The 15,682-nt window shown below is 58.5% G+C and carries 11 protein-coding genes and 2 pseudogenes; 10 read left to right on the forward strand and 3 right to left on the reverse strand.

The features are described from left to right. Window positions 1-120 precede the first annotated feature (120 nt). Together DES41_RS30440 and DES41_RS30445 are read left to right on the forward strand one after the other, a co-directional pair. Window positions 121-786, forward strand: a complete 666-nt coding sequence (locus tag DES41_RS30440) for an outer membrane lipoprotein (protein ID WP_114471371.1) — start codon at window positions 121-123, stop codon at window positions 784-786. 274 nt (window positions 787-1,060) lie between these two features. After that, the gene (locus DES41_RS30445) at window positions 1,061-1,870 is read left to right on the forward strand and encodes a PEP-CTERM/exosortase system-associated acyltransferase (protein ID WP_114471372.1); all 810 of its coding nucleotides are present in this window, start codon (window positions 1,061-1,063) and stop codon (window positions 1,868-1,870) included. A gap of 7 nt (window positions 1,871-1,877) precedes the next feature. Here DES41_RS30445 and DES41_RS30450 read toward each other — a convergent pair. Next, a pseudogene (locus DES41_RS30450) lies at window positions 1,878-3,218 on the reverse strand (YifB family Mg chelatase-like AAA ATPase); the annotation flags it as partial. A 322-nt stretch (window positions 3,219-3,540) separates the two neighbouring features. On the opposite strand from DES41_RS30450, the gene DES41_RS38040 reads away from it, so the two are divergent. The 5 genes from DES41_RS38040 to DES41_RS38060 all read left to right on the forward strand — a co-directional run bounded on the left by DES41_RS38040 (window position 3,541) and on the right by DES41_RS38060 (window position 10,849). Beyond that, window positions 3,541-5,163 carry a hypothetical protein gene (locus tag DES41_RS38040; protein ID WP_147282983.1) on the forward strand — a complete coding sequence of 541 codons (1,623 nt, stop codon included), beginning with the start codon at window positions 3,541-3,543 and terminating at the stop codon, window positions 5,161-5,163. Next, on the forward strand, window positions 5,156-7,432 hold the full coding sequence (locus tag DES41_RS38045; protein WP_147282984.1) for a hypothetical protein: 2,277 nt from the start codon (window positions 5,156-5,158) through the stop codon (window positions 7,430-7,432). Before DES41_RS38040 ends, DES41_RS38045 begins: the two co-directional genes overlap by 8 nt. Continuing rightward, complete coding sequence (locus tag DES41_RS38050) at window positions 7,429-8,052, forward strand: efflux RND transporter periplasmic adaptor subunit (RefSeq protein ID WP_147282985.1); 624 nt, start codon at window positions 7,429-7,431, stop codon at window positions 8,050-8,052. Before DES41_RS38045 ends, DES41_RS38050 begins: the two co-directional genes overlap by 4 nt. Next, window positions 8,049-9,338, forward strand: a complete 1,290-nt coding sequence (locus DES41_RS38055) for a site-specific integrase (RefSeq protein WP_147282986.1) — start codon at window positions 8,049-8,051, stop codon at window positions 9,336-9,338. The genes DES41_RS38050 and DES41_RS38055 overlap by 4 nt, the downstream gene beginning before the upstream one ends. A 965-nt stretch (window positions 9,339-10,303) precedes the next feature. Next, window positions 10,304-10,849, forward strand: a complete 546-nt coding sequence (locus DES41_RS38060; protein WP_147282987.1) for a hypothetical protein — start codon at window positions 10,304-10,306, stop codon at window positions 10,847-10,849. Between the two features lie 437 nt (window positions 10,850-11,286). Here DES41_RS38060 and DES41_RS30465 read toward each other — a convergent pair. Both DES41_RS30465 and DES41_RS39925 read right to left on the reverse strand, forming a co-directional pair. Then, window positions 11,287-13,248, reverse strand: a pseudogene (locus DES41_RS30465) (error-prone DNA polymerase); the annotation flags it as partial. Window positions 13,249-13,492: 244 nt separating this feature from the next. Next, window positions 13,493-13,804, reverse strand: a complete 312-nt coding sequence (locus DES41_RS39925; protein WP_114471377.1) for a helix-turn-helix domain-containing protein — start codon at window positions 13,802-13,804, stop codon at window positions 13,493-13,495. A 270-nt stretch (window positions 13,805-14,074) separates the two neighbouring features. Between DES41_RS39925 and DES41_RS30475 the strand changes: the two genes are divergently transcribed. From DES41_RS30475 to DES41_RS30485, 3 genes are all read left to right on the forward strand, one after another. Next, window positions 14,075-14,470, forward strand: coding sequence for a hypothetical protein (locus DES41_RS30475; RefSeq protein WP_147282988.1), 396 nt, complete (start codon window positions 14,075-14,077; stop codon window positions 14,468-14,470). 116 nt (window positions 14,471-14,586) lie between these two features. Then, window positions 14,587-15,141: a hypothetical protein gene (locus tag DES41_RS30480; RefSeq protein ID WP_147282989.1), complete on the forward strand. Its 555-nt coding sequence runs from the start codon at window positions 14,587-14,589 to the stop codon at window positions 15,139-15,141. Further along, window positions 15,138-15,617 (forward strand): hypothetical protein, encoded by a 480-nt coding sequence (locus tag DES41_RS30485; protein WP_114471380.1) that lies wholly within the window; start codon window positions 15,138-15,140, stop codon window positions 15,615-15,617. Before DES41_RS30480 ends, DES41_RS30485 begins: the two co-directional genes overlap by 4 nt. The last annotated feature ends 65 nt before the right edge of the window (window positions 15,618-15,682 follow it).

Consider the following 15,682-nt stretch of genomic DNA (forward strand, 5'->3'; position numbering starts at 1 on the left):
GCCGCGCTCGGCCGCAGAGAAGGTTTTACGGTGTCTTACAAATGAGACACCGGCCAGCGACGCTGCTTGCATAGCCTTGGATCCACGGAGCGCGCTTGCGCTCTGCTTCGAGGAGTGACCATGCAAGAACACCAAACTTCCCCTTCGATCCCTGCCCGCTCGGGAAACAAGACGCTGTGGATCGCCGTCGGCGCGCTGGCCGTGGCGGTCGCCGGTCTCGGCGGCACCCTGCTGGGGACGCAGTTGCCCCGCGGTGCTGCTGAGCCGCCGGCCAGCCATGCATCGGGCCTGATGCCCTTTGACGGCGCGCCCACGGCGGCGGCCAAGCCTGCCACGCACAGCGCACCGACCGCACCGGCGCCGGCGCCTCGCGTTGCGCCTGCAGTCGTCCGGGCACCGGCTGCGGCCCCTGCGGCCGCGCCCGTGGCGCGCTGCGAAAGCTGCGGCACCGTCGTCGCCGTGAGCGCCGTGCAGCGGGCCGGCCAGGGCAGCGGCGTGGGGGCGGTGGCAGGCGGCGTGGTCGGTGGCCTGTTGGGCAACCAGGTCGGCGGCGGCAGTGGTCGCGCCGTGGCCACGGTGATCGGGGCCGTGGGCGGCGGTTTTGCCGGCAACGAGGTTGAAAAGCGCGTACGGCAGAACACCGCCTACGCAGTTCGCGTCCGCATGGACGACGGCAGCGTGCGCACCGTGGAGCAGGCCGAGGCCGTGCCCGTGGGCAGCCCCGTGCTGGTGCAGAACGGCACCGCCCGGGCGCGTGGCAACACCGCGGCCTGGAACGGCTCGTAGCGCGAAAACCGTTATCCGTCATCAAAAAAAGGCCGGGCGCCATGCGCCCGGCCTTTTTTTTCTTGACCCAGACGAGAGCACCGTCTCGCCTGCCATCGCGGCAAAACGCGCAAGTCGTAACGAAACCGGAACAAAAAATAGTTCAGATGCAGGGACGGTCAAGGGAACTATTCACGTTCACTGACATTTTGTAGCGGTGTTCGCCTACAAAAACCAATAGCATCCGCCTACACCCGTTGAGCACGTCGCGCAACGCCCAGATCACATAAAAGTCATGAAAACTTTTGAAACCTCTCCCGCCAGCGAGCGGTTTGGGCAATATTTCCGTATTGCACCAGCTTTGGACGCCGCGGCGAGAGACGAAGTGTATTTTGTGCGCCACGACGTGTACGCCCGGGAGCTGGGGTTCGAGCCGGTGCGTACCGAGCAGCGGGAGGTGGATGGCTACGACCGGCATGCGCTGCACTGCATTGTCCGGACCAATGACGACAATGTTCGTCCCGTAGGTTGTGCCCGGGTGGTGCTGACGGATCCGCGGGACCGGGATGCCCCGCTGCCCTTCGAGCAATCCTGCCGCGACACGCTGGACCGCCGCATCATCGATCCCGCGGCATTGCCGCGCGAACGCATCGCCGAGGTGTCCCGGCTGGCCGTCATGGGCGAGTTCCGCCGCCGCCGTGGCGAGCTTCACCGGCCGGTGGCCCTGTCCGCGCGCGACAGCTCGAGCGATCCCTCGGCGCGCTTTCCCAATATTCCGGTGAGCCTGTACTTTGGCGCCGTGGCGCTGGCCCAGCGTGCCGGCGTCGAATACCTGTTCACGCTGACGGAACCGCGCCTGGCCAAGCATTTCGCACGCGGCGGCGTGCAGATCGAAACCGTCGGCGCGCCGATCGAGCACCGCGGCATGCGCATCCCCTCGCTGATGCGCGTCTCGCAGGTCTACAGCAGCCTGCGCGCGATGGTGCGTCCGATCTGGCACGAGGTGCATGCCCAGATGGACACCTGCTACCTGCTGCACGAGGCCATGGTCCAGCGGGACCTGGCCGAGGTGCCGGTCTCGCAGAGCGCGCCACTGAGCGTCTGAGGGCGGATCAACCGGCCGCGGGGCTGCGCAACGCCCGGCGGTATTGCACCGCCTCGGCGACGTGGCTGGTCTGCAGCTTCTCACTGCCTTGCAGATCGGCGATGGTGCGCGCCACGCGCAGCGCGCGGTGGATGCCGCGGGCGGACCAGCCCAGCCGCGCCGCGGCATGGTTCAGGAAGCGGCTGGCCTCCTCGGTGCGTGCGGCATGGCGCTCCAGGTCCTGGCCGGCCAGGGCTTGGTTGCACTGGCCCTGCCGCTGCAGGGCCAGCGCGCGCGCCGCGGTGCAGCGCTCACGCACCGTGGCGGTGCTCTCGGCGGCCGGCGTGTCCAGCAGTTCCTGGGGCGCCAGCGCGGCAAGCTCCAGGTGCAGGTCGATCCGGTCCAGCAACGGACCGCTGAGCTTGGACTGGTAACGCACCACCTGGTCGGGGCTGCAGCGGCAGGCGCGGTGGGTGGCGCCGAAGTACCCGCAGGGGCAGGGGTTCATGGCCGCGATGAGCAGGAAGCGTGCAGGGAACTCTGCGCGCTGGGCGGCGCGGGCGATCGCGATGCGCCCCGTCTCCAGGGGCTCGCGCAGGGCTTCCAGCGCGGCACGGGGGAACTCGACCAGCTCGTCCAGAAACAGAACGCCGTGGTGCGCCAGCGAGATCTCGCCGGGCCGGGGTGGCGATCCGCCGCCGACCAGGGCCACGGCACTGGCCGTGTGGTGTGGTGCGCGGGTGGGCCGGCGCATCCACTGCCCCAGCGAGAAAATCCCCGCCAGGCTGGCGACCGCGGCGCTTTGCAGGGCTTCCTCCGTGTGCATGGGTGGCAGCAGGTTGGCAAAGCGTTGCGCCAGCATGGATTTGCCGCTGCCCGGCGGCCCGACCAGCAGCACGCTGTGCCCGCCAGCGGCAGCGATCTCCAACGCCCGCTTGGCAGCGGACTGGCCTTTGACATCCGCCAGGTCCGGGCCCGCGGCGGCGGCCGGCGGCAGGCCTGCCTGCAGCAGGGTCCAGCCATCGCCCGCAGGCGCTGCGGGGCTGCCGCCCGGCGGAAACGCGGCCACCACGTCCAGCAGATGCCGGGCACGCACGACCTGCATGTCCGGCACCAGGGCGGCCTCCTCGGCACTGCCGGGCGGCAGGACCAGCGTGGGCGGGTGGGCCTGGCCGTGCAGCGCCAGGCTCATGGCCAGCGCGCCGTGCACGGGCCGCAGTTCGCCCGACAGCGACAGCTCCCCGGCGAACTCGTGGCCGGCCAGCCGTCCGGCGTCGACTTGTCCGCTGGCCGCCAGGATGCCCAGTGCGATGGGCAGGTCGAAGCGGCCGGAATCCTTGGGCAGGTCGGCCGGAGCCAGGTTGACCGTCGAGCTCTATGTAATCTATCGGAATGAACACGGTAGCGCCGTCCACGAAGGACGAGGTAGGCTCTACTATGCTCGAACAGGGTAGATCATGATCGTAAGGCTGCTTCCCCAGATCGCGGTGCACACCCAGATGAAGGTGCACCAGCGCACCTATAAGCGCACAGAGGTGTTCGACAGCCGACTGTTCCCGGCTCGGTCGCTCGCGTGGGTGTGGCCGCAGCTCCACGAGCTCGGGCGGAGGTCCCGGCTATCGCCGGAGCAGGATCAAGAAATGCGGTACTTACAGCGGGGCTTGAGGATCGCGAGCAAGCTGAAGACATGGATGGACATCGCGACAACCCGCCCGGAAGACGTCGTTCTGGAGCAGGTGCTCGCGCTGTTCAATGAGTACGAAGACAACCTTGTCACGACCGTCGGTGACAACAACAGCTCCGCCCGCCTCAGTGGGTCCATCCGAAACTTAGTGGAGCGTGTTGTAAAGAAACACTCTAAAGATGCTCGAACGTCCAACATTCGCCAGCATTACAGAGTCCGTTGCGTCATCCGATCAAGAGGCAGGGCTTTACTCAGCGATGTGCCACATCCCGCCCGCCCGCTCATTAAGGCGCTACCTCACGAATCGCTTTCCCAGCTGACGAAGGAAACGACCGCGGTCCTAAGCTGGGATTTGGAGCAGTTCAACAGGGCCGCCGTGGCAGTCCTGCGTAGATATGAGTTGGCACTGGAAAACGTCCAGTTGCTGAGAAACCTCCGAATAGCTCCCGCTGACGGAGAAAGCATAAGAAACAAGGTTCTCCGCCTTGCTTATGTGGGAGACGAGCAGAACTGGAGTGCGGAAGAACTCCAGACCTATGTGGCTCTGGAGCTTGAAATAAGGGAAGGCAAGGCACAAGAGTTTGGTAGACCCGAGTATCCAAAACAACGATACCCGCACAATCTAAATGATTATATGAAAGGGCTATTGTGCGGACTTTCAAATGGCACCACTTTGCCATTCTGGCTTGACATAGAAATAGCACCTCCAGTTGAGGTGCTGCTCTCGTGTGCATTGATTATTCAGATGAAAACGGCATGGAACTTTATCTCCGTGCTCGAACTAGAGCCCCACATGCTGGTAGCGGACAAATTCCCCCTACAACTGCAATCCACCAAACCTAAAACGAAGGACAAAACGCCCATTGTTCTGATCGAGCGGTCAGATGAAGAAGTACTTTTGGCGTTGAAAGTTCTTAGGGAGAGATATCAACGGTTGATATTGAGTGGAATTCAAGGGCCTAGCGTATTTGCAAGCTCCCGATCTGCCCGTAGCGGAAAAGGTGACGCAGTCAGCGGGTGGGATAGCTCTTTAAAAAAGTTCTGCCGTACATACAGCCTGCCCACGTGCTCCGCTGAGATGGTTAGGAATCAGGTCTTGGCCTATCGGGCAACTACACGGAGTATTTTAAGTGCGCGATCAACCGCTGGGCATCTCAGCGAAAACACCACACTAGGCTACATAAACAAAATCCTAGTCCAGCGCCTGAACTCCGCGAACTCGTTTGAGTTCGATAAGCGGTTTGACGCGACCGTACATTACATGATTGACCCGAAACGCGTTGCAAAAGACCAGAAAATTCTTGCGTATCCGATAGGCGACGGCGCATCATGCAAATCTCCGTCGCAGCCTCCAAAGCAGGAATGGCTGGTTGATGGTGCTTGCAGTGGGCGCGAATGCCATAAAAACGGCGGCTGCCCGAACAGAAAAATAGTCATAGATTTGGCCAGAATCGAAGAGGTCGTTCGAACAAAGCGCTATTACGACGCCAACGCAATTCGACTGCTTAACGAGAACGAGGCCGCTTTTGCAGCAGATCATCTGCCCAATCTGGAGTTCAACTATGCTCTGTTCGGCCTTCTGAAGCGCGGACCCTACAGGCATCTGGTCAAGAGGTTCGACAATGAGTGAAGCAGCCGAGAAATCAGAGGCGAGCGGCGCTGCGCCTGAGTTTGAATGCGTTAGCAGGAAGATACGGTTCGATCTTGCGTCTCGCACAATCTCGGTAAAGCGGTCCATAGTTCGCGCCGACGAAGAGCCCTGGGCTGATTTAGGCGTCCAATACGCTTGGATGCCTGCCTCTCCCCTTCATCCCGCACCGACAAAACTTGTCGAACACGACCAATTGTTCTGGTTGCTAGTAGTTTCACTAGATTGTTATGCAGCTAAACAGAAGGGATCAAAGACCTTCCATACAGTCGTAACCGACATATGCAGAACTCTTGTCAAAACATTTGAGTACCTATGGATCGAAGGTTTCTATGATCCTCGTGACGCACCAGAAGCAGTTTGGCAAAAGCTTCGGACAACTCTTGCTAGAGGGAGTTGGAATGCCGCGCTACGAACAGAACAGAGAGCGATAAACTTTGTTGCCGACAACCCTAACACGGCCGCGAATTATATCTATCGCAACTGGAAAGGAAAGATAAGCCTACGAGATGAGTTTCGCGAAGCTCTTGGGACGAACATAGCTGGTTTAGAGACTCGGGCGCTCAAAAGCATCGTGGTACAGGCTACTTCCAAACGTGATGACGATGACGGGCGCTACAAATTTGGTGTTGCAAAGCAAATGTCTGAGACCATGCTGATCCAGACATTGCGCGCTCATGATTTGCTAGGAATGCTCCCTGAAAGATATCGCGTCAAAACGATTCCCAGAGAGAGCGCCTCCGGATTCGCACAGGAGAACGGAAGGAAAGGGAACCGGACAGAGAATATCGAACCAGAAGTCTGGGCAAAGGTGCTTGTGCACGCATACAAATGGATTTACGACTTCGGCCCGTTCGTTGTTGAAGCAGTCCGCGTAATTGCAATCCATTTGGAGCCCTACTTCTCTACCGAGATGCGCCTCCGAGCCGACGCTAATGAATCCGTAGCTTCTTACCGCGCAAGCCTGATGAGGCGTGCACTGCCCAAAATTACCGAGGTACAGGCGCTGAGCGCGGCGATAGGGTTAGAGATTACTAATTACAGCAGGAAAGAGAACCCAGACGGCGAGACTTCAGTTAACGCCGTTCTAAACCAACTGTTGTCATCATGCTTTATCGTAATTGCTTCAATGAATGCACGACGCAAGGATGAGGTTAGCGGAAGAGCTGTCGGTATATACGCTGGGGCACTAAAACAGATTGATCCGCACCGCGATGTGTATGAATGCGACTTCTATGTTGAAAAGACAGTGCAAGACTACGTTCCATTCCTTGTGAACAATGTTTCCGCGACGGCGATTCAACTTGTGGACGACGTAGCAGAGGTGGCATGGTTCTGGCGAGAGGCGGTTAACGAACAACAGGGAGCAGCGGGACGTGAAAGAAAAGTTTTCTTTCTGCCGGGTTTTGTCGGTGGCAAAAAGGGGAAGCCGATATGGTTTGAGTTCGATGCAAACCAAGACGAGCCAGCGCAGGCATTTATTCGAGACGCGTTGGGAGAACTCGCATCGCAATTCAAGGTAAAAGCCCACATGTTCCGACGAGGATATGGACTTCTCTACCACTACCGATATGAGAACGCCACGCTCGTTGCCTTGTCTCAAAAGTATGGGCATCTCGACCTAAACTCCACCCGTCACTACATAACGAATGGGACGGAAACAGAACTTGGAAAGACGGCCGCAGCAAAATGGGCATTACCTTCAAATCCAGTTCAACGTGCTCAATTGGATCAACGCAAGGAAATGCAAGCGGAGATTGAAGACGTGGGTTTGGGAAAGTTAGAAAATTTTGTGCGCGATGTAATCGGAGGCGCGCGAACTTTTGGAGGTGGTTTCTCCAAGTTGGTTGCTCGTTATCACAGGATTCTTAGCGCAAGAGTAGATTACGACCAAATGAGTCTTGCGGCGCAGGCGAAGAGCTTGATGGCGTCGTTGGTGGATCGCGGCCACACTTCGCATCCTCTTAAGACCAATACCTGCTGGGCTGGCCGAAACCGCAAGCATGCTGCATGCGGAGTTAAAAAGGAAGCAGTAGCACGGGAGAATGCATCTGCCATGGTTTGCTCGCGATGCCCCTATTCAGAAACGAACGAAGTTCAGCTTAAGACCCTCGAGCGGGACCTAGCCTTCCTTTCTTCTCACGGGCTTGCGGCCGCCGAAACTGTGAAAGGCCGCGCTGCTATACAAGAGCAAGAAAACCTCCGACGCGTCATTGTTTTGCATAGATTGAGGTTGGGTCTAGACAAATGAAAAAGACAAACATGTCGTTGGCTCGCGGCGCGAGTTCAGATTCTGCGCCTGGTCTCAAGCCTGCTGTAGCCTTCGGAAATCAAAAAGCGGCCGAGAAAAGTATCAGAGATAAGCTTGCAATTATCGAAGGCGCTATAAAGGCTTATGCGAAAGAAAAGGTGGCGAAGTCTTTGGAAGGCCTTCCTCCCACGAAGCGCCAATTCTACTTATGGACACCCATAACCGCATCAGGAGAGAAGTTAAGTACAAATAATCCTGATACCGCTAAGCAATATCCGCCATTGCTGATGCGCATTGAGTCTGCCATTGAACTGATACGTCTGGAGCGGGGCCGCATAGCCATCACGCCTTCAGTCAAAGAGGATTCCTTGGCAGCCGCGAGGCGGTCATCCTCCCTGCACAAAGCTTTACGCGAAATTGCGGAGCGCGAGCTCATTGCGCAGCGTAGGCTCGTCCAGATGGCGAAGCAGGAGTTGGAGAACGCTCAGGCATCGCTTAACTCGACGCAAAAGGAGGCGGCAGCCTTGCAGAAAAACCTACGAGCTGAAATTGCGGCCTTGAGCGCTGAGAACTCTCGACTGGTCAAGCTGAACAAAACGGTCGTTCTGCTCAAGCGATGAACTCCCGTTTCAAGCTTTCTTTGGTCGAGTGCGGCGGGGGCTCATTCGCCGCTATTTTATATGATCTCCAGCGCTGTAGAGTGGTATGGGAAGTCACTGACTACGCCGAAAATCTAATTTCCATCCTTCATTTCAAGCCGACTAGTATTCATCAGGAGATTGGGCATCTCCGCGTATTTTGGGCGTATTTGCACGCGCACGGCATTGCTATCGAGAAGTTCACAGACCGCGACCTGACTGGGTTTCGGGACTATATTACTAGGAGCGCCGAGAATAGTCCGGCGCGTCGTCAGCATCGACCGAAAGCTGCGAAAAAGACAGCTAACGCTAAGTTGACGCGTGTCTATGATTGGCTGATATGGCTTCAAGAAACTGGGCGCATTTCAATAAATTCCATCGGTCGAATTGGTGCGAGGGTGCAGAGTGCGTTGAATGGCAGTAGTTTGTCCTATCACGCAAAGGAGAATCGGAAATTGCGGCTGGAGGATAAGTATCCTCTCCTTCACGAGGAGAGCGACAGTCGGAGTAAGCACACCGTTGCTTCATTCATTCCAACTGAGGAAACCGTTGACCTACTGCACGAGACCTTTTTTTCGAAAGGTTCAACAAGCCACATTCGGCATCGAAATTCAATGATGGTCGATTTTGTAGCTTATTCCGGTTTCAGGAGGAACTCAATGAGGTCGCTAAAAGTGGAGCAATTCATCGGTGATGACTACTTGACTAGAACATCCGACACCGTAACGATAAGGCCAGCCGAGCAGAAGTTTGGTTACCAAAACACTTTCGATATCCCGGTCGTTTTGCACAACAATATGCGTGCTTTCATCCTTACCGAGCGCGCGCAATTGCTTCGCGACAAGGGTAAAAACGAATCTGTGGCGAAGGGATTTGTCTTCCTTTCTGACAGGAATTGTACGCCTTTGGACGGGAGAACGATTACCGCTATCGTTTCCGGAGCTATGCGTGCTAACGGGGCGCCGAAAGGAGCAGCCGTTCACGCGTTTAGAGCTAAGTATGCGGTGGAAGCTACAGAAGATGAATTCGAAGATCGTCGAGAGCGAGGGTTGGATACGAGTGAAGACACAATAAGTCGTGCGGTGGCCGTTAAGCTGGGGCACTCTAACCCGGAGTCACAAAGGGCGTACACAGCCCGCCATGCTTCAATAGAGCTGGTAGGAGCAAAGTCTAGACGAATACGAAAATTAGATGAGCTGAAGGAGGAGAATGAGCGATTGCGTCTAGAGAACGATAGGTTGCTGCAGCAATTAAAAGACAGCAGGTGATGAACACATTGTTCTTGATGAGCATTGGTACATCGCTCTTTCAACAGCCCGTCGCTCGCCAGTCTTCAGGCGCCAAGGGTCGCGGCGGTTCTGTTGTATTGACGTGACGAGGGCGGACACCTGCGTTGCTCTCCGCCGTGTGATCGTCTCGTCGGGTTGTGTGGGTAGGCTCGGCGCCGTACGTCTGCGCAGTCTGAAAATAGGGATAGCATCAGGTCCAACACAAAGGCAAGGACGTCAATGGCGGTAGGTCTTCAGGACGCGGTCATGCTGCGCAAGTGTGCTTACAAGGTCCTGGGTTGGTGTCGATTCGGTGCCTTGCTCATGGTCGCGACATTGTGTCTCTCGCGGTTCAGCACCCAGTCTACGGACGGCCTGCCGACGCTGGCAGCTGCGCTTCTGACCGTGTTCGCCGCGACTACTAGCCTTCTGTACAACCGAGCGAGGGCGTACTCAGCGGGGCCGCTCCAGCGGAGAACATTGCACGCGGCCGAGCAATGCCTGCGCGCTACGCTTCTCCTGGTGGTCGGGGTGTCTGCCGCGTCCGCTGTCTTGTACTGGTTGCCCGACCAAAGCGGCCGGTTCTTCACCTCCAAAGATGGTGACAGCTTAGTTGCTTTGGTGCTCACGGCGCCTGCTGTGATGCTTCTTGCCTTCTCGGGCTGGCTCTATGTAGGGGCGCTGCAGACTCTGCTACCGAACATGATTACGCCACTCCGCACGCGCATCCGGTACCGCAGGGAATTGGAGCGTAGGCGGGTGAAGTCATCAACAGACCTCGGCGAGAAGGCACGGTCGACAACTAAGGACGTGTGACCTGTGTGGGCCCTTGCTTAGCCAGAACAGCTACGCCCATCGGTCCGTAGGCGCCCTCTCGCCTTGGCTCGTATATCATCCTGACACTGGCCTTCGCTGCAGGCCTGCACGCTCACAGAGCGAAGCCAATCGAGGCTGCGGCGGTTGGCTTGGTTCTGACCAAGGCGTTGATGCTGGTTGTGTGGGCGCAGTCCGGCTTGACGCCCTGGAGATCAGCAACCATGGCAAGTCCCTTGACATCCAAGCAGATTGCGTATCTGCGCAGCGATGCGAAGAATATTGCGCGCGAGCAAAGTTGCCCCCTTACTCAAGCGCAAGACGAGATTGCGAAGAGGCATGGCTACAAGAATTGGGCATTGCTCGTCCGGTCTAACCGACTGGAGAGGCAAGCAGAGCCGTTGTCGAATGCGGGTCGGAGCAAGTCCAAATTTCTCGCTTCTGGCGAGCGAGCCGATTTGCTTCGGTGGTTTAAGAGTAAGCTTGAGACGGGCGTATCCCAAGGTGAAATTGCCCCCGCGCTTTCAAAGACAGAGCGTCGTCTGGTGGCATTACTGTTTTTTGGTTTTAATCGAAGAATCATCCCGCTCGCGCGAATTTTTGGGCACACGGCGTTGTCTTCGGTTTATCTCTACCTGAAGGTATCAGACCGAGCACCGCGACCACCTTTCGTCTCAGCAAGCGATAGAAAACCATGAAGGCTTCTCTACCAATAGACGGCGCTGGCGTTGTAGTCTATTCGCCGGCAGCGTCGGTCTCCATATGTTGGTGAGAGCCTCAGAATAAACCTCTACGCGTTCCCCGCAATAAACACTTAGACCGAACGGTGCTATCTAGACGGAAACTACCAACCCATTGCGGGCAATCGCGGCTCGGCCCATCATTTCAGCGGCGGCTCGCCGGGGCCAGCATTCGTAATCTTGCTGCGAGTGAATTGAGCCAATATATAAGGGCAAGCCGTTGATGTTGCCTAGAGGCCGTCGCGCTGACGGCAGTACGGGCGTTGTGAAGTCCCTCATGGCCCGGCTAACCAGGCGGACTTCAACCAAGCATGCTTGTGAAACAGGCAGTGGTCGACTGACCGACAGTCCGAACCGCCAAGCTACGCGCGAAAGACCAGTCCCGGCACTTGCGGTCAACGAAAGTCGCGTGAGGCAGTCTCCAGGTCGCCAAGCATTGGCGTGAGGTCTTCTAGCTTGCGAGCGATGAGGCTGCAGGCATCCCCAGCTCGTTGCCACTGGCCATGTACTGCAAGTAGACGAGAGCGAAGAAGCTCCTTTGGCTGTGCATCTCTCACGCTTGGCCAGACGATGACCTGGACATTGCCTGTCTCGTCCTCGAGGCTGACGAAGACGACTCCCTTGGCGGTTTCAGGTCTCTGTCTCAGGGTGACGATTCCGCAAAACGATGCCGCGATGCCGTTGCGCCTCCTCATCAACTGTGAGGCCGTCACGAAGCGGCGCTCGTCCAGTTTGGGCCGCAGAAGCTTCATCGGGTGGCTCCGCAACGTCAGCCCCAACGTGCGGTAGTCCCAGGTCACTTCTTCGCCCTCGGGCGCTGCCCGCAGTTCAAGCACCGGTTCATCCACAGGCGCCTGCCTCAGCAGCATTGGCGGGCGGCGCAACGCGGCTGCATCCCATACCTGCTGACGGCGATGCCCGCTCAGGCTGCGCAGCGCATCTGCGCCCGCGAGCTGCCGCATGTCCTGGTGCTCTAGTTCAGCCAGGCGGGCCAGCTCCTCGGCGCTTTCGAAGTAGGCCTCGTCCCTGGCCCGAACGATGCGGTCGGCAACATCTTTCTTGAAGCCGTCGACCATGCGGAGGCCGAGTCGGACCGCGGGCTGGTGTTCGATGTTTTCCATCGTGCAGTCCCACTCGCTGGAGAGAACATCGGGCGGCCGTACCTCGACCTGGTGCCGCTGAGCATCCTGCACAAGCTGGCTTGCACTGTAGAAGCCCATGGGCTGGCTGTTGAGCAGTCCACACAGGAACTCAGCTGGGTAGTGACACTTCGCCCAGCAGCTGGCGTAGACCAGGATGGCGAAGCTGGCTGCGTGGCTCTCCGGAAAGCCATACGAGCTGAAGCCCTTCATCTGCTCGAACACATTGCGTGCGAAGTCCTCGGTGTACCCGCGATCCACCATGCCGCCGATGATGCGCGGCTCGTACTTGTTCAAGCTGCCTGTCCGGCGCCACGCAGCCATCGCCCGTCGCAGTCCGTCCGCTTCGCCAGGCGTGAAGCCGGCGCAGAGGATCGCCAGCTGCATGCACTGCTCCTGGAACAGCGGGACGCCAAGCGTGCGCCCCAAGGCCTTCTCAATCTCTGGGCTCGGGTAGGTCACCGGGACCGTTCCGTTGCGCCGCTCCAGGTATGGATGTACCGAGCCACCTTGGATCGGACCGGGCCGCACGATGGCCACCTGCACCACTAGGTCGTAGAAGCGTTGGGGGCGGTGCCGCGGCAGCATGCTCATCTGCGCGCGGCTCTCCACTTGGAATGTCCCCACCGTGTCTGCCTTGCAGATCATCTTGTAGGTGACCGGGTCTTCAGACGGGATGTCCTGCATTTCGAACACGTGCCCCTTGCGCTGGCCAATGAGGTCCAGCGTCTTCCTCAGTGCTGTGAGCATGCCCAGGGCCAAGACGTCGACCTTCAGCAGCCCCATGAGGTCCAGGTCGTCTTTGTCCCACTGGATGACCGTGCGGTCAGGCATCGACGCGTTCTCGATGGGAACGAGGCGGCTCAAGGGCCCTGACGTCAGGACGAATCCGCCGGTGTGCTGCCCGAGGTGGCGGGGGAAGCCCAGCAGTTGCTCCGTCAACGTGCGCAGCTGCTTCACGAGCAGGCTGTCCTTGTTGAGCCCTGCCTCCGTCACCAGGTCGTCGGTAAGGTCCAGCTCCCACGAGCTTGTGCCCTTGGCCAGTACGTCCAGAGTTGTCTTATCGAGGTCGAGCGCTTTTCCGACGTCACGCAGCGCGCTCTTGGGCCTGTAGCTCGCCACCGTGGCCGTCAATGCGGCGCGGTCGCGACCGTATTTGGCGTACAGGTACTGGATGACCTCTTCACGTCGCTCGTGTTCGAAGTCGACGTCTACGTCTCATGTGGAACCCGGAGGCCGACGAGCAAGCAGACTGAGAAAAAACGTCAGAAGAATCAAGAGCATACGCCGGACGCGTCGACCTGATAAAAGACATCTTGACCGCCGACGTCTTCTAAATGACGCTGGCCGCTCAATTCCGACAGTTGGGATACATCGGCCGCGCGCAGGACGACGTAACGAGCGAAATGCGATCGAAGCGATCGCTTGGCAGATGTCAGAAACAGCTGCCGACAAGGTCGCGCTAGTGGGCGGCCGGGGCCTTGGGCGGCCTGCCTGGCTTACGCTTGACGGCACCGGTCGTAATTTTCGGCCGGGGACCTCGTCGATATGTCGTTCCACCCTCGAAAGTCTTCTCAACCAGCAGTTGCGGAGGGCAACCGAGTGCCCGCCCCAAAGCGAAGAGAGTTTCTAGCGTGGGCTGAGCGGACGCTAGTTCGAGCCGGCTGATGAAATTGGGGTGCAGCCCCGCAAGTGCAGCGAGTTCCGCCTGCGTCATGTCGGCGTCAAGACGCATTGAGCGCAACACGTTCGCGAAAGCGTCCAGAACCTTCATCAAGAGATCTGCGTTGGCATGCCGCAGATTCTTGAAAAGCACAACTTATAATTTTCACACTATGGTGTGAATATAAAATCTGTGTGGGACTACTTGTTGGCGTCGACCTTTCGCGACAGCAACGCCCGCGGTCGATGCCCGCAAACTTCCAGCTGCCGGGTGGCTCACTTTTTGCCGAACTGACAGGTGATGCAGTGGCCCCGCGTGTTCCGCCGCGCGACTTAACAAGCCATTTTTGGGCGAACGCCCAGCGAACAGGGGAACGAAAACTTGGAGCAGACAGGACTGGTGCACGGCTCGCTTTGCAGGCCGACGATGTTGGACGACGGCGAGGTGGTATGGGGTCAGGTGGCGATGAATGCCCCCCGGCGCTTCTGCATACTCAGCATCAAACTGGAAGACTCCATTTGCCCCGAGCTCTCTTTTTCGGACGACGATCTGTACAAGCGGTTGCGCGAGTTGGAGGCAGACGAGATCGTTGGCATCTCCCTCATTCACCCGCACGACAAGGCCGCGAGGTGGACCGCATATGGCGTGGTTGCGGTGTGGTTGTTCGAACCGGAGAACGGCGAAACCGCCCAAATCTCCTATGAGTTCGACACGGTAGGCCGAAGCGTATGGCCGGAAGGGGAAGGTGCCTGGAGCTTCCTTTGGCGTCGCAGCTGAGCACTTTCCTTCAATCTCGCCCCCGTGCAAGAGCAGCGTAGGGCTGACAGGCGCGTCAGGAGATGCCGTTGTGCTCGTGGCCCTTCACACGCTGGTATCGCGCAAAATTGGTCAACGTGAACGCCGTCAAGAAGAAGTCAAAACCAGGTGAGTCGTTCGTCGACCACCATGCTGTCGAGCGCGCTGTAGAAAAGCTTGCCGAGCGCTGCTCGCTTCTTCTCGCAAGGGTCAAGCATTGGAGAGAAGAGCGGCTTCGAACTGACAGGTACATGTCGGTCGCCGAGGCTGCCGCCGCGCTCGGGCTGCAGCAGCGAACCGTACTCCGTCGCATCGCTCACCGGAAGCTGATTGCGCTTTGGAGCACTGAAGCCGGGAGGTACAGAGTTCTTGCATGTTCGTTGGCCTTAACCCCGCAGGACACGAAGATCTTGATGGACGCGGTGGACGGTAGCAATGGTTTTCTCGAGTGGTATCTCGAGACACCTCAAGTCAAGCTCAACGGCATGAGACCGCTTGACTTGATCGTGGCGTCCGAGAACCATTCACGGGCGGCCAGAGCCAAGCGCAGGCGACTTGTCGAAAGCCTCGCCGAGTTGGGCAGTTCGATCTTTTCCACCGAGTTCGACCGCCTGCGACTTAGCAGGGCAAGCCAAGACTTGTTGCTTGCATGAGCCGAGCCTGGAAGAAGCTGCTCGAGAAGGGCATTCGCAACCAGGACGCCGATCTCCTGACTGACGAGTTCGTTTCGATCGACGAAGCTGCGCAGTTGCTTCGTGTTCATGTGCGCTCCGTGCAGCGCCGCGTGCGCGAACGCAGCCTTCTCACGCTGCGGAGCTTTTCAACCAAGGAGATCCGGATCCCTGCCTGGACCTTGGGCTTTAGGCCTCGAGACACCAGAGCGCTGCTCGCAGAAGTCGGTGATCATCATTGGCACCTATACCTGTTTCTTCGCGAGCCGATCGGCGGCTTGTCCGCTCTCACGCCGGAACAAATGCTTGTGCCGCTCGACCAACTGCGTCGCGTTCCGCGAGCCTACCGTGAGGACTTGATCGAACGGTTAGGCGGTCGCAACGAAACGCTCGTGGCCAAGATCATCGAACTGTTGAGAGACCAGATGCAAGGCACCGACGGCTCGGGCTTTGGATGACACCGGTAGCCCAGCGACGCCAAGCCTTGGAGCACGGCATTGCGACGCGCTCGTGCCGCATTCGC

The organism is Pseudorhodoferax soli (assembly GCF_003337555.1).
Lineage (GTDB): Bacteria > Pseudomonadota > Gammaproteobacteria > Burkholderiales > Burkholderiaceae_C > Pseudorhodoferax > Pseudorhodoferax soli.